The following is a 14,157-nucleotide window of genomic DNA, read 5'->3' on the forward strand; positions in this document are numbered from 1 at the left end:
GATGGCAGGACTGAAATTACAGGCAGTAACCAAAAGCTGGGATGGCAAAACCCAGGTCATTAAACCGCTGACCCTTGATGTGGCGGATGGCGAATTTATCGTGATGGTCGGGCCGTCTGGCTGCGGGAAATCGACGTTATTGCGAATGGTGGCCGGACTGGAGCGGGTAACGACGGGCGATATCTGGATCGACCGCAAGCGTGTCACTGAAATGGAGCCGAAAGATCGCGGAATTGCGATGGTATTCCAGAACTACGCGCTCTATCCGCATATGAGCGTTGAGGAGAACATGGCGTGGGGGCTGAAAATCCGCGGCATGGGCAAGCAGCAAATTGCCGAGCGCGTTAAAGAAGCGGCGCGTATTCTGGAACTGGACGGCCTGCTCAAACGTCGCCCGCGCGAGCTTTCCGGCGGTCAGCGTCAGCGTGTGGCGATGGGGCGTGCGATTGTGCGTGAGCCGGCAGTGTTCCTGTTTGATGAGCCGCTCTCTAACCTCGATGCCAAGCTGCGCGTGCAGATGCGGCTTGAGCTACAACAACTGCACCGTCGCCTGAAAACAACTTCACTCTACGTTACCCACGATCAGGTTGAAGCGATGACCCTCGCCCAGCGAGTGATGGTAATGAACGGCGGCGTTGCCGAACAGATTGGCACACCGGTTGAAGTGTACGAAAAGCCCGCCAGCCTGTTTGTGGCGAGCTTTATCGGCAGTCCGGCGATGAACCTGCTGGCTGGCCGCGTGAATAACGAAGGCACGCATTTCGAACTGGACGGCGGTATTGTGCTGCCGCTAAACGGTGGCTACCGTCAGTATGCCGGGCGTAAAATGACACTCGGTATCCGCCCGGAGCATATTGCGCTAAGTTCGCAGGCAGAAGGCGGCGTGCCACTGGTGATGGACACGCTGGAGATCCTCGGCGCTGATAATCTGGCACACGGACGCTGGGGCGAGCAGAAGTTGGTGGTGCGACTGGCGCATCAGGAGCGCCCGACGGCAGGCAGCACGCTGTGGCTGCATCTGCCGGAAAATCAGCTGCATCTTTTTGATGGTGAAACAGGACAACGAGTATGAGTAACTGGCCTTATCCCCGCATCGTCGCTCATCGTGGCGGCGGTAAGTTGGCCCCGGAAAACACCCTGGCGGCAATCGACGTAGGGGCAAAATACGGTCATAAGATGATCGAATTTGACGCGAAGTTATCGAAAGATGGCGAGATCTTTCTGCTCCATGATGACAACCTCGAACGTACCAGCAACGGCTGGGGCGTCGCGGGCGAGCTGAACTGGCAGGATTTACTGCGCGTGGATGCAGGCAGTTGGTACAGCAAAGCGTTTAAAGGTGAGCCGCTGCCGTTGCTTTCGCAGGTGGCGGAACGCTGTCGCGAACATGGGATGATGGCGAATATCGAAATCAAACCCACCACTGGCACCGGGCCATTAACGGGCAAAATGGTGGCGCTGGCGGCACGCGAACTGTGGGCAGGTATGACGCCGCCGCTGCTGTCATCGTTTGAGATTGATGCTTTAGAAGCTGCGCAACAGGCTGCACCGGAACTGCCGCGTGGTTTGTTGCTTGATGAGTGGCGCGACGACTGGCGCGAACTGACCACGCGGCTGGGCTGCGTCTCTATTCATCTCAATCATAAGTTGCTCGATAAAGCGCGAGTGATGCAGTTGAAAGACGCCGGACTGCGGATTCTGGTGTATACCGTCAACAAACCCCAGCGCGCGGCAGAGTTGCTGCGCTGGGGCGTGGATTGCATCTGTACCGATGCGATTGATGTGATTGGTCCGAACTTTACGGCCCAATAGTTTTCAACGGAATGTCAGGCTGCGACGTGCTGGGCGGATTCAGCATGTCGCCGTTTTTCCTCTCTTGCAGCATATGCTGCTGATTTAGCGAACTATCCGGATTATGGTTACTGTTTAACATCCCGCCGTTGGTGTTGGGCAGCATTTGCTGCCGGGCAGGATTTAGCTCCCCCGGCTGCGACTGCAATACCCGTTGCGAGTTACTGTTAATCTGATTTTCTAAATGCTGCTGTTGTAATTGCGTCTGAGTTTTCAGTTGCTGATTCAGCATCCCTTTTTGCTGGATTTGCTGCGTTTGCATTTGAGTTTGCATCCGCTGCTGGCTGGGGATTTGATATCCCGGCTGGTTGGGGTTGTTCAGAGTATTAATGGGCTGTGCAAAGCCGACAAACGGCAGGAGTGCCGTCAAAAGCAGAAGTCGTTTCATCGCGTATCCTCCTCTGAAGATATCCTTTAAGTTTACTCGCTTCCCGGCAAAACGATGATTAATTCAGAGTTATATACCAGGCTTAGCTGGGGTTGCCCCACACATAACTGGAGAATAACGATGATAAAACCGACGTTTTTACGCCGGGCGGCGATTGCAGCTTTGCTTTCAGGATGTTGTTTTAGTGCGGCAGCCGCGCCACCTGTTTCTTATGGTGTGGAGGAAGATGTCTTCCATCCGGTACGCGCAAAGCAGGGGATGGTGGCGTCTGTAGATGCTACTGCCACTCAGGTGGGGGTGGATATCCTCAAGGAGGGCGGGAATGCCGTTGATGCCGCCGTGGCGGTGGGCTACGCGCTGGCGGTAACGCATCCGCAGGCAGGGAATCTGGGCGGCGGTGGTTTTATGTTAATCCGCTCGAAAAATGGCAATACCACGGCTATCGATTTCCGCGAAATGGCGCCGGCCAAAGCGACCCGCGATATGTTCCTTGATGATCAGGGCAACCCGGACAGCAAAAAATCACTCACTTCGCATCTGGCTTCCGGCACGCCCGGTACGGTAGCAGGTTTCTCGCTGGCGTTGGATAAATACGGCACCATGCCGCTGAACAAAGTGGTGCAGCCAGCGTTTAAACTGGCACGCGATGGTTTTATCGTTAACGATGCGCTGGCAGACGATCTCAAAACCTACGGTAGCGAAGTGTTGCCGAATCACGAAAACAGTAAAGCTATCTTCTGGAAAGAGGGCGAGCCGCTGAAAAAGGGCGACAAACTGGTGCAGGCGAATCTGGCAAAGAGCCTGGAGATGATTGCCGAAAACGGCCCGGATGAATTCTACAAAGGCACGATAGCGGAGCAGATTGCCCAGGAGATGCAGAAAAACGGCGGCTTGATCACTAAAGAAGATTTAGCAGCGTATAAAGCGGTCGAACGCACGCCGATAAGCGGCGATTATCGCGGGTATCAGGTTTACTCCATGCCACCGCCATCTTCCGGCGGTATTCATATCGTACAAATCCTCAATATTCTGGAAAACTTCGATATGCAGAAATACGGCTTTGGCAGCGCCGATGCGATGCAAATCATGGCAGAAGCTGAGAAATACGCCTACGCCGACCGCTCGGAATATCTTGGCGACCCGGATTTTGTCAAAGTCCCGTGGCAGGCGCTGACCAATAAAGCCTATGCCAAATCCATTGCCGAGAAAATCGATATCAATAAAGCGAAGCCATCCAGCGAAATTCGCCCTGGCAAACTTGCGCCTTATGAGAGTAATCAAACTACCCATTACTCAGTGGTGGATAAAGACGGTAACGCGGTAGGGGTGACCTATACGCTGAACACCACCTTCGGTACGGGTATTGTCGCGGGCGAGAGCGGTATTCTGCTCAATAACCAGATGGATGATTTCTCCGCCAAACCAGGCGTGCCGAACGTTTATGGGCTGGTGGGCGGTGATGCCAACGCCGTCGGGCCGAACAAACGCCCGCTGTCGTCGATGTCGCCGACTATTGTGGTGAAAGACGGTAAAACCTGGCTGGTCACCGGAAGCCCTGGTGGTAGCCGGATTATCACCACCGTGCTGCAAATGGTAGTGAACAGCATCGATTATGGCATGAACATCGCCGAAGCGACCAATGCGCCGCGTTTCCACCATCAGTGGTTGCCGGACGAGCTGCGTGTCGAGAAAGGATTTAGCCCGGATACGATCAAGCTGCTGGAAGCAAAAGGTCAGAAAGTGGCGCTGAAAGAGGCGATGGGCAGCACGCAAAGCATTATGGTTGGGCCTGACGGTGAGTTGTACGGCGCATCCGACCCGCGCTCGGTGGATGATTTAACGGCGGGGTATTAATATCTTAAGCCCTCTCCCGGTAGGTGAGGGCTTAAATGACAAACTTAGATTGCAAATTTTCTATTTCACCCGCGCCATATAATACGCATCAACATATTCACCATTACGCAATGCGTACTTCTTGCCGGTCCCTTCAATCTCAAAGCCGAATTTTTTATAGACCTTAATTGCTGGCGCGTTATCGACGAACACCGTTAGCTCGATACGATCTACCCGCAACCAGTTGTCGCACATTTCAATCATCTCTCGTATCAGGGCGCTGGCGACACCGCGATTCTTCCAGCGGGCGTCGACACAGATACCAAAATCGGCAACATGACTGCGGCGTGGGCGTTGTTGCACGTCAATGGTGAGATGGCCCACGACGTCTCCATCAATACAGGCGACGAGTTGCTTGATGCTGGGGCGATCGGCGAGTCGTTCCAGCCACATATGTTCTGAAGGATGAGGCACCTGTAGTGTGTTGTAATACACCTCCGGCTGGGCGTGGATATGCCGAATGGCCTCATAATCGCGCGTTTCTGCGTGGCGTATTACTATCTCACTCATTCCTCTGTCCTCTTTAGGGTAAATGTCCCTTTCAACATCATTGACTTTCAAATACGAGTCAAATGGATTTTTTTGCAAAAAGTGTTGGACAAGTGCGAATGAGAATGATTATTATTGTCTCGCATTCAGGAAGACCCTCGCGGAGAACCTGAAAGCACGACATTGCTCACATTGCTTCCAGTATTACTTAGCCAGCCGGGTGCTGGCTTTTTTTTTGCTTTCGTACTGGTTTGTTTGCCATTTTGTCCACGGGAAGTGTTCCTCGTGTTGAGACAAATGCAAAATTGCCTGATGCGCTACGCTTATCAGGTCTACAAAACGATGCCATTTTGTGTAGGCAGGGTAAGGCGTTCACGCCGCATCCGGCATGAATAAAGTGCACTTTGCCAACAATCTGACGTACTGAAGCCCAGGCATAGGAACCACGTCCGCTTTGCGCTAAGGTGTAAATAACCACCTTAAAAAGGACGAAATCATGGTCATCAACTGCGCCTTTATTGGCTTCGGCAAAAGCACCACCCGTTACCATCTGCCGTATGTACTTAACCGCAAGGATAGCTGGCATGTCGCGCATATTTTTCGCCGCCATGCGAAGCCGGAAGAACAGGCCCCCATTTATTCCCATATTCATTTCACCAGCGATCTCGACGAAGTGTTAAACGATCCCGATGTTAAGCTGGTTGTCGTCTGCACCCACGCGGACAGCCACTTCGAGTACGCGAAGCGCGCGCTGGAAGCCGGGAAAAATGTACTGGTCGAAAAACCGTTCACCCCGACGCTTGCGCAGGCGAAAGAGCTGTTTGCGCTGGCGAAAAGCAAAGGGCTGACCGTCACGCCGTATCAGAATCGTCGCTTTGACTCCTGCTTCCTGACGGCAAAAAAAGCGATTGAAAGCGGCAAGCTGGGAGAGATTGTCGAAGTGGAAAGCCATTTTGACTATTACCGCCCGGTGGCAGAAACCAAACCTGGACTGCCGCAGGATGGCGCGTTCTATGGGCTTGGTGTGCATACCCTGGACCAGGTTATCTCGCTGTTTGGTCGCCCGGATCACGTCGCTTATGACATCCGCAGCCTGCGTAATAAAGCCAATCCTGATGACACCTTTGAAGCGCAGCTGTTTTATGGCGACCTGAAAGCGATCGTTAAAACCAGTCATCTGGTGAAAATCGATTATCCGAAATTTATCGTTCACGGTAAGAAAGGTACATTTATTAAATACGGCATCGACCAGCAGGAAACCAGCCTGAAGGCTAATATTATGCCGGGCGAACCTGGATTTGCGGCGGATGATTCGGTCGGTGTGCTGGAGTATGTCAATGACGAGGGCGTGACGGTCAGAGAAGAGATGAAGCCGGAGATGGGCGATTATGGGCGCGTTTATGATGCGTTGTACCAAACCATCACCAGCGGGGTGCCAAATTACGTCAAGGAATCTGAAGTTCTTACTAATCTGGAAATCCTTGAACGCGGTTTTGAACAAGCCTCTCCCTCCACAGTGACTCTCGCGAAGTAAGTTTGATGGCCCCTCGAATAGTTCAATTTTTTTGAACAGAGGGGTCAATTTTCACCCTCTATCATCCCAGGCAGATCGGGTCCACACTAAGCCCATCGAAATCATTCAGGGGGCGAATACAAATGATCTACTTACGCAAAGCAAATGAACGCGGTCATGCTAATCATGGCTGGCTGGACTCCTGGCATACTTTCTCTTTTGCCAACTATTACGATCCGAACTTTATGGGCTTCTCCGCGCTGCGCGTGATTAACGACGACGTGATTGAAGCAGGGCAGGGCTTCGGCACTCACCCGCATAAAGATATGGAAATTTTGACCTACGTGCTGGAAGGTACTGTTGAGCACCAGGACAGCATGGGCAATAAAGAACAGGTTCCGGCGGGCGAGTTCCAGATTATGAGTGCGGGTACGGGTATTCGTCACTCAGAGTACAACCCAAGCAGCACCGAGCGTCTGCATCTGTATCAGATCTGGATCATGCCTGAAGAAAACGGTATTACGCCGCGTTATGAACAGCGTCGCTTCGATGCCGTACAGGGCAAACAGCTGGTGCTCTCGCCGGATGCGCGTGACGGTTCGCTGAAAGTGTATCAGGATATGGAACTGTACCGCTGGGCGCTGGTAAAAGATGAGCAGTCGATACATCAGATTGCCGCTGAACGCCGCGTCTGGATCCAGGTGGTGAAAGGTAATGTCACTATTAACGGCGTAAAAGCCTCGACCAGCGATGGTCTGGCGATTTGGGATGAGCGGGCGATTTCCGTCCACGCTGATAGCGACAGTGAAATCCTGCTGTTCGATTTACCGCCAGTCTAAATTTATCTCACAAACCTTCCTGAGGAATCAGGAAGGTTGTGATGCGTCCGTGGTAAACTAAAGGAATCTATCCCTTTTGTACCTTTCAGGACGATGAAAAAGAAAAGACCCGTACTTCAGGATGTGGCTGACCGTGTAGGCGTGACCAAAATGACGGTCAGCCGCTTTTTGCGTAACCCGGAGCAAGTTTCCGTCGCTCTACGTGGCAAGATTGCCGCCGCTCTTGATGAACTGGGTTATATTCCCAATCGCGCGCCCGATATCCTCTCTAACGCCACCAGCCGGGCGATTGGCGTCCTGTTACCTTCTCTCACCAACCAGGTTTTTGCGGAAGTATTACGCGGAATCGAAAGCGTCACCGACGCGCACGGTTATCAAACCATGCTGGCGCACTACGGTTATAAACCGGAAATGGAGCAAGAACGCCTTGAATCGATGCTCTCCTGGAATATCGATGGCCTGATCCTTACCGAACGCACCCACACGCCACGCACCTTAAAGATGATTGAAGTGGCGGGTATTCCGGTGGTGGAGCTGATGGACAGCCAGTCGCCGTGCCTCGATATCGCTGTCGGTTTTAATAACTTTGAAGCGGCACGCCAGATGACTGCTGCCATTATTGCTCGCGGGCATCGCCACATTGCTTATCTCGGCGCACGTCTCGACGAACGTACTATCATCAAACAGAAGGGATATGAGCAGGCGATGCTGGATGCAGGCCTGGTGCCATATAGCGTGATGGTTGAACAATCTTCTTCTTACTCTTCCGGTATTGAACTGATTCGTCAGGCGCGGCGGGAATATCCGCAGTTGGATGGCGTGTTCTGTACCAACGATGACCTGGCGGTCGGCGCGGCGTTTGAATGTCAGCGTCTGGGGTTGAAAGTTCCTGACGATATGGCGATTGCCGGTTTCCACGGTCATGACATCGGCCAGGTGATGGAGCCACGACTGGCAAGTGTGCTGACGCCGCGTGAGCGGATGGGCAGCATTGGCGCTGAACGCCTGCTGGCGCGTATTCGTGGCGAAGCGGTGACGCCGAAAATGTTAGATTTAGGTTTCACCTTGTCACCGGGTGGATCTATTTAAGCCTACAAATTTGAAGTAGCTCACACTTATACACTTAAGGCACGGATGGATATTGCTTCTGTTTTTGTCCGGCTGGAGAATGTTACCGATAACAGTTACCCGTAACATTCTTAATTCTTGTACTGTGGGGGCACCACTTTGAGCACGACTAATCATGATCACCACATTTACGTCTTAATGGGCGTATCGGGCAGCGGCAAATCTGCGGTCGCCAGTGAAGTGGCGCATCAACTTCATGCCGCGTTTCTTGATGGCGATTTCCTCCATCCGCGCCGCAATATCGAAAAAATGGCGTCTGGTGAACCGCTGAATGACGACGATCGCAAACCGTGGTTGCAGGCGCTGAACGACGCCGCGTTTGCCATGCAGCGTACCAATAAAGTGTCGCTGATCGTATGTTCTGCACTGAAAAAACACTATCGCGACCTGCTGCGTGAAGGTAATCCGAATCTCTCTTTCATCTACCTGAAAGGCGATTTTGATGTGATTGAAAGCCGCCTGAAAGCGCGCAAAGGCCATTTCTTTAAAACCCAAATGTTGGTGACGCAGTTTGAAACGCTGCAGGAGCCGGGTGCGGACGAAACCGATGTACTGGTGGTGGATATCGATCAACCGCTGGAAGGTGTTGTGGCAAGCACCATTGAGGTTATTAAAAAAGGCAAATAAGTAGTGACTACATTAACGCTTGTTTTAACAGCAGTAGGGTCTGTTTTACTGCTGCTGTTTTTAGTCATGAAGGCGCGTATGCACGCTTTCCTGGCTTTGATGGTGGTGTCTATGGGGGCTGGCCTTTTTTCCGGTATGCCGCTCGATAAAATCGCAGCGACGATGGAAAAAGGGATGGGAGGCACCCTCGGCTTCCTGGCGGTGGTTGTCGCCCTGGGAGCCATGTTTGGCAAGATCTTACATGAAACCGGCGCAGTCGATCAGATTGCCGTCAAAATGCTCAAATCCTTCGGTCACAGCCGCGCGCATTATGCCATCGGCCTTGCGGGGCTGGTCTGCGCGCTACCGCTGTTCTTTGAAGTGGCGATTGTTCTGCTGATTAGCGTTGCTTTCTCAATGGCGCGCCACACCGGTACGAACCTGGTGAAGCTGGTAATCCCATTATTCGCAGGCGTGGCGGCAGCGGCGGCATTTCTGGTGCCTGGACCAGCGCCGATGCTGCTGGCATCGCAGATGAATGCCGACTTTGGCTGGATGATCCTGATTGGCCTGTGTGCGGCAATTCCGGGGATGATTATTGCCGGGCCGCTGTGGGGTAACTTCATCAGCCGTTACGTTGAGCTGCATATTCCTGACGACATCAGCGAACCGCATCTCGGCGAAGGCAAAATGCCGTCTTTTGGATTCAGCCTGTCGCTGATCCTGCTGCCGCTGGTGCTGGTAGGTCTTAAAACCATTGCTGCGCGTTTTGTACCAGAAGGATCAACTGCTTACGAATGGTTTGAGTTTATCGGTCATCCGTTTACTGCGATTCTGGTTGCTTGTCTGGTAGCAATTTATGGCCTGGCAATGCGTCAGGGCATGCCAAAAGATAAAGTGATGGAGATTTGCGGTCACGCGCTGCAACCGGCGGGGATCATTCTGCTGGTGATTGGTGCGGGCGGCGTGTTCAAACAGGTGCTGGTTGACTCTGGCGTAGGTCCGGCGCTGGGCGAAGCGTTAACCGGCATGGGCCTGCCGATTGCCATCACCTGCTTCGTGCTGGCAGCTGCAGTGCGCATCATTCAGGGGTCTGCCACCGTTGCCTGTTTAACGGCGGTGGGGCTGGTGATGCCGGTTATTGAACAACTGAACTACTCCGGTGCGCAAATGGCGGCACTGTCGATTTGTATCGCTGGTGGTTCGATTGTTGTCAGCCACGTTAACGACGCTGGTTTCTGGTTGTTCGGTAAATTTACCGGTGCGACCGAAGCCGAAACGCTGAAAACCTGGACCATGATGGAAACCATCCTCGGCACTGTCGGTGCCATCGTTGGGATGATTGCGTTCCAGCTGTTGAGTTAATTACTGCGACAAATTACTGCGAGCTTGCTCGCAGTAATTCATTTCTCTTTTCTCCCCTCTTCATCTTTTTGATCTCTCTCGCAAATTTACCTGCTAATAATCCGTTCTAATCACTGCCTAAAGATCGCAGGAGATAAAGATGGAAAAGCACGGAGCTGAATTGCTTTTAAAGCGGATGTTAGGAAATACCACCGCTACTTTCAGGGAAGGGCAATGGGAAGCCATAGACGCGGTGGTGAACCAACGGCGAAAACTGCTGGTTGTCCAACGCACTGGCTGGGGGAAAAGTGCCGTGTACTTCATCGCCAGTAAAATCTTCCGCGATCGCGGCGTTGGCCCGACAATTATCATCTCTCCTTTGCTTGCCCTGATGCGTAACCAGGTTGCCGCCGCTGAACGGTTAGGTATTACGGCTGAAACGTTGAATTCTACAAACAGAGAAGAATGGCAGCGCATTAGCGATAAGTTGCTGCAAGGTGAGGTCGATTGCTTGCTGGTTTCCCCGGAACGTTTGGCAAACCAGGACTTTATCGAAACGGTTTTATATCCTATAGCCGATCGTATTGGCTTGCTTGTGGTCGACGAGGCGCACTGCATCTCTGATTGGGGCCACGATTTTCGCCCGGATTACCGACGTATATTAGATATTTTGCGCCAACTGCCTGCGAATACCCCTGTTCTGGGTACAACCGCGACAGCGAATAACCGTGTCGTTGAGGATATCCGTCAGCAATTGGGTGACATTGTGATTCAGCGTGGAACGCTGGCTCGCGAAAGTTTGGCGCTTGATGCCTTAGTCTTAGGTGAACAGTCATCCCGTCTGGCATGGTTAGCAACGGTTATCCCTCAGTTTTCCAAATCGGGAATTGTTTATACCCTGACTACTCGCGATGCCGAACTTGTCGCCGAGTGGTTAAGGAAAAATGGTATCAGTGCATTTGCTTACTACAGTGGCGTGACTTGTGAAGGCGCGGAAGATTCTAATACTGCCAGGGAATATCTGGAGCAGGCACTGCTGGCAAATAAAATTAAAGTTCTGGTCGCGACGACGGCGCTGGGAATGGGCTTTGACAAACCGGATTTGGGGTTTGTTATTCATTACCAGATGCCAGGTTCGATAGTTGGTTACTACCAACAGGTGGGGCGTGCCGGTCGCGGTATCGATTCTGCTGTTGGCATACTGCTTTGTGGCAGTGAAGACCGCGCTATTCATAAATTCTTCCGTGAAAGCGCCTTTCCTGCGGAGGCGCAAATTCATGAAATACTCAACGTACTTAGCGAGAATGACGGCCTTACCCTACGAGGCATTGAACAACGGACGAATCTTCGTTATGGGCAAATAGAAAAAGCACTGAAGTTACTGGTAGCTGAAAATCCATCGCCTGTGGTGTATACCGAGAAATTATGGCGCAGAACAATTGTCAGTTTTTCTCCTGACCATGAACGAATTAACCATTTGATGAATCAGAGAAAAAGTGAGCTGGGAGACGTTGAAAGCTATATCACGACCAAGGAGTGCAAAATGCAATTTCTGCGCCGCGCACTCGATGAGCCAAGTGCCGAACGTTGTGGTAAATGTAGCAGTTGTCTTCAGCATCCGTTGTTGTCGCCCGACATTGATAGCGGCTTACTCCATGCGGCAAATTTATTTATTAAACACGCTGATCTGCCATTAAATCTCAATAAACAGGTGGCTGCTGGGGCTTTTACGCAATACGGATTTAAAGGGAACTTGCCTGCGGGTTTACAAGGATCTACGGGGCGAGTCCTTTCTCGTTGGGGCGATTCCGGGTGGGGAAAGCAGGTAGCACAGGAGAAAAAAATGGGGCGCTTCAGTGATGAGCTGGTGGAGGCATGTGCGGAAATGGTTCGCCAACGCTGGAATCCGCATCCTGAACCAACCTGGGTATGCTGCGTTCCTTCATTAAGGCACCTCGACCTGGTTCCTGATTTTGCCCGGCGACTGGCGGCGAAACTTGGCTTACCTTTTATTGATGCCATTGGAAAAGTCGTGGACAATCCACCGCAGAAAATGCAGCAAAACCGTTTTCACCAGTGTCAAAATCTCGACGGGGCGTTTGTGATTACCCCTCCTTTGATGCCAGGTCCGGCGTTGCTGGTTGACGATATCGTGGATTCTGCATGGACGCTGACAGTTCTGACAGCACTGTTACGCCAGGCAGGTTGCCCGACGGTTTATCCTCTTGCCCTTGCTTCTACCTCGGTAAAAAATTGATGAATCTTTCAGCCAATGCACAAGCGACTCTCCTGCTAACCAGCGATTTTTCTCGCGCGGTGGCGAGTGAGCATAAACCTCTTAGCAATAGTGAATGGGGGAAGTTTGCATTATGGCTGAAGCACCAACGTATCAGTCCCGCCGATCTGCTGGTGCCGCAACCGCAAGAGAAACTTACAGGCTGGAGCGATCCGCGTATTTCACAGGAGCGTATTCTTGGCTTGCTGGCGCGGGGTCATAGTCTGGCGTTGGCGGTAGATAAGTGGCAACGCGCCGGTTTATGGATCTTAACTCGAGGAGATGCCGATTATCCCGTTCGCTTGAAAAACCGATTGCGAACGGTTGCACCTCCTGTTTTATTTGGCTGCGGGAATAAAGCATTACTGCAAGCGGAAGGTATGGCGATTGTTGGCTCGCGAGATGCTCCGACTGCCGATTTGCGCTATACCCAACAACTGGCAGCGAAACTGGCCCAACAGGGGATTTGCGTTATCTCTGGTGGTGCGCGAGGTATTGATGAATGTGCAATGACGTCGGCACTAGAGGCCGGGGGAACTGCCGTTGGCGTATTAGCTGATAGCTTGTTAAAAACGAGCACGTTAGTGAAATGGCGTGAAGGGCTTATAGCAGGCAACCTGGTGTTGATTTCGCCGTTTTACCCAGAGGTACGTTTCACTGTCGGCAATGCGATGGCGCGGAATAAATATATTTATTGCCTTGCTGAAAGCGCAATGGTTGTACGTGCGGGAATGACCGGTGGAACGATAACCGGGGCGATGGAGGCATTAAAACATCAGTGGCTGCCTGTCCTGGTTAAACCAAATCAGGATATGCAATCAGCCAATTCACGATTAGTAGAAAATGGGGCGTCATGGAGTGCTGAACAGGCTGAGAATGTGCCGATCAGACTGCCAGATGTTCCTGGGCTGATGTATGACAGAGCACTCCGTAACGCTCAACCAGAACTGTTTTCGCTGCATGAAGATGACGCAAATTATGCAGTAATGCCTGCGCATACGCCTGTCGATTTTTATCAACTCTTTGTAGCGGAACTGGCGATCCTTGCAAAGGAATCGATAAGTATTGAAAGGCTGGCGTCTTGTACTGGTTTAACCATCGAACAAGCTAGTGTATGGCTGAATCGCGCAGAAGAAGAGGGAAGGGTTATCCGATTGGGCGAAGGTCATTATCAGTTCAGGTAATAAAACAGGTGCCGCGTCTGATTGTTTGCAGCACCTGTTTGAACCTTACCCCTTCATCCACATCCGAATGCCGTCGAGGAACATCTGGGTTGCCATCATCACCAGAATCAATCCCATCAGGCGTTCCAGCGCGTTCACCCCTTTCTCGCCCAGCAGACGTAAAAATAGCGAAGACTGTAGCAGGATGACAAAGGTGCCGCCCCAGGCCAGCAGCAGAGCAATTACCAGATGTCCCATCTGATTCGGGTACTGGTGAGACAGCAACATTAATGTGGCGAGGATAGTCGGCCCTGCTACTAATGGGATTGCCAGCGGCACAATAAACGGCTCTTCACCTGCCGGAAGCCCACTGCTATTGCCTGAAGCACTGGGGAAAATCATCTTAATGGCGATCAGAAAGAGAATGATGCCGCCAGAAATGGAGACGGTTTCCGCCCGCAGGCTAAGAAATGCCAGAATTTTCTCACCCGCAAACAGGAACACCAGCATCACCATGAGAGCAATAAGTAACTCTCGCACCATGATTGCCCGACGTCTTTTCGGTTCTGTATGTTTCAGTACGGACATAAAAATAGGTAGGTTTCCGAGCGGATCCATAATCAAGATCAATAAAACTGCTGCAGAAATGATTTCATTCATAACTCAAG

General features: G+C 52.0%; 13 protein-coding genes. 10 read left to right on the forward strand and 3 right to left on the reverse strand.

Annotation, left to right across the window (positions count from 1 at the left end; genetic code table 11):
• Position 1: 1 nt before the first annotated feature.
• Positions 2-1,072: a sn-glycerol 3-phosphate ABC transporter ATP binding protein UgpC gene (ugpC, locus tag AACU94_RS22500; protein ID WP_001596273.1), complete on the forward strand. Its 1,071-nt coding sequence runs from the start codon at positions 2-4 to the stop codon at positions 1,070-1,072.
• Positions 1,069-1,812 carry a glycerophosphodiester phosphodiesterase gene (ugpQ, locus tag AACU94_RS22505; RefSeq protein ID WP_135405477.1) on the forward strand — a complete coding sequence of 248 codons (744 nt, stop codon included), beginning with the start codon at positions 1,069-1,071 and terminating at the stop codon, positions 1,810-1,812. The genes ugpC and ugpQ overlap by 4 nt, the downstream gene beginning before the upstream one ends.
• Here the strand turns inward: ugpQ and AACU94_RS22510 are convergent.
• Positions 1,799-2,239 (reverse strand): DUF2756 family protein, encoded by a 441-nt coding sequence (locus tag AACU94_RS22510; RefSeq protein ID WP_130209058.1) that lies wholly within the window; start codon positions 2,237-2,239, stop codon positions 1,799-1,801. The genes ugpQ and AACU94_RS22510 overlap by 14 nt on opposite strands.
• Before the next feature lie 120 nt (positions 2,240-2,359).
• Between AACU94_RS22510 and ggt the strand changes: the two genes are divergently transcribed.
• Complete coding sequence (gene ggt, locus AACU94_RS22515; RefSeq protein ID WP_135488647.1) at positions 2,360-4,093, forward strand: gamma-glutamyltransferase; 1,734 nt, start codon at positions 2,360-2,362, stop codon at positions 4,091-4,093.
• A gap of 60 nt (positions 4,094-4,153) precedes the next feature.
• Here ggt and yhhY read toward each other — a convergent pair whose 3' ends face one another.
• Positions 4,154-4,642 (reverse strand): N-acetyltransferase, encoded by a 489-nt coding sequence (gene yhhY / locus AACU94_RS22520; RefSeq protein ID WP_135488648.1) that lies wholly within the window; start codon positions 4,640-4,642, stop codon positions 4,154-4,156.
• Between the two features lie 475 nt (positions 4,643-5,117).
• Here yhhY and AACU94_RS22525 point away from each other — a divergent pair, with 475 nt between their 5' ends.
• The 7 genes from AACU94_RS22525 to AACU94_RS22555 all read left to right on the forward strand — a co-directional run bounded on the left by AACU94_RS22525 (position 5,118) and on the right by AACU94_RS22555 (position 13,510).
• Positions 5,118-6,155 (forward strand): oxidoreductase, encoded by a 1,038-nt coding sequence (locus AACU94_RS22525; RefSeq protein ID WP_135488650.1) that lies wholly within the window; start codon positions 5,118-5,120, stop codon positions 6,153-6,155.
• Positions 6,156-6,277: 122 nt separating this feature from the next.
• Positions 6,278-6,973: a quercetin 2,3-dioxygenase gene (yhhW, locus tag AACU94_RS22530; RefSeq protein ID WP_135488651.1), complete on the forward strand. Its 696-nt coding sequence runs from the start codon at positions 6,278-6,280 to the stop codon at positions 6,971-6,973.
• 93 nt (positions 6,974-7,066) lie between these two features.
• Positions 7,067-8,062 (forward strand): gluconate operon transcriptional repressor GntR, encoded by a 996-nt coding sequence (gntR, locus tag AACU94_RS22535; protein WP_130209047.1) that lies wholly within the window; start codon positions 7,067-7,069, stop codon positions 8,060-8,062.
• Between the two features lie 138 nt (positions 8,063-8,200).
• A complete protein-coding gene (gene gntK / locus AACU94_RS22540; protein ID WP_000108330.1) occupies positions 8,201-8,728 on the forward strand; it encodes a gluconokinase in 528 nt (175 codons plus the stop codon).
• Positions 8,729-8,731: 3 nt separating this feature from the next.
• Positions 8,732-10,072: a gluconate transporter gene (gene gntU, locus AACU94_RS22545; protein WP_000210111.1), complete on the forward strand. Its 1,341-nt coding sequence runs from the start codon at positions 8,732-8,734 to the stop codon at positions 10,070-10,072.
• 139 nt (positions 10,073-10,211) lie between these two features.
• Positions 10,212-12,308 (forward strand): RecQ family ATP-dependent DNA helicase, encoded by a 2,097-nt coding sequence (locus tag AACU94_RS22550; RefSeq protein ID WP_135488652.1) that lies wholly within the window; start codon positions 10,212-10,214, stop codon positions 12,306-12,308.
• On the forward strand, positions 12,215-13,510 hold the full coding sequence (locus AACU94_RS22555) for a DNA-processing protein DprA (protein WP_135488653.1): 1,296 nt from the start codon (positions 12,215-12,217) through the stop codon (positions 13,508-13,510). Before AACU94_RS22550 ends, AACU94_RS22555 begins: the two co-directional genes overlap by 94 nt.
• Positions 13,511-13,555: 45 nt before the next feature.
• On the opposite strand, the gene yhgN is transcribed toward AACU94_RS22555, so the two are convergent.
• The gene (gene yhgN, locus AACU94_RS22560) at positions 13,556-14,149 is read right to left on the reverse strand and encodes an NAAT family transporter YhgN (RefSeq protein WP_130217718.1); all 594 of its coding nucleotides are present in this window, start codon (positions 14,147-14,149) and stop codon (positions 13,556-13,558) included.
• Positions 14,150-14,157 lie beyond the last annotated feature (8 nt).

Origin of the sequence: Escherichia sp. E4702, from assembly GCF_963883545.1 — a bacterium.
Taxonomy (GTDB): Bacteria; Pseudomonadota; Gammaproteobacteria; order Enterobacterales; family Enterobacteriaceae; genus Escherichia.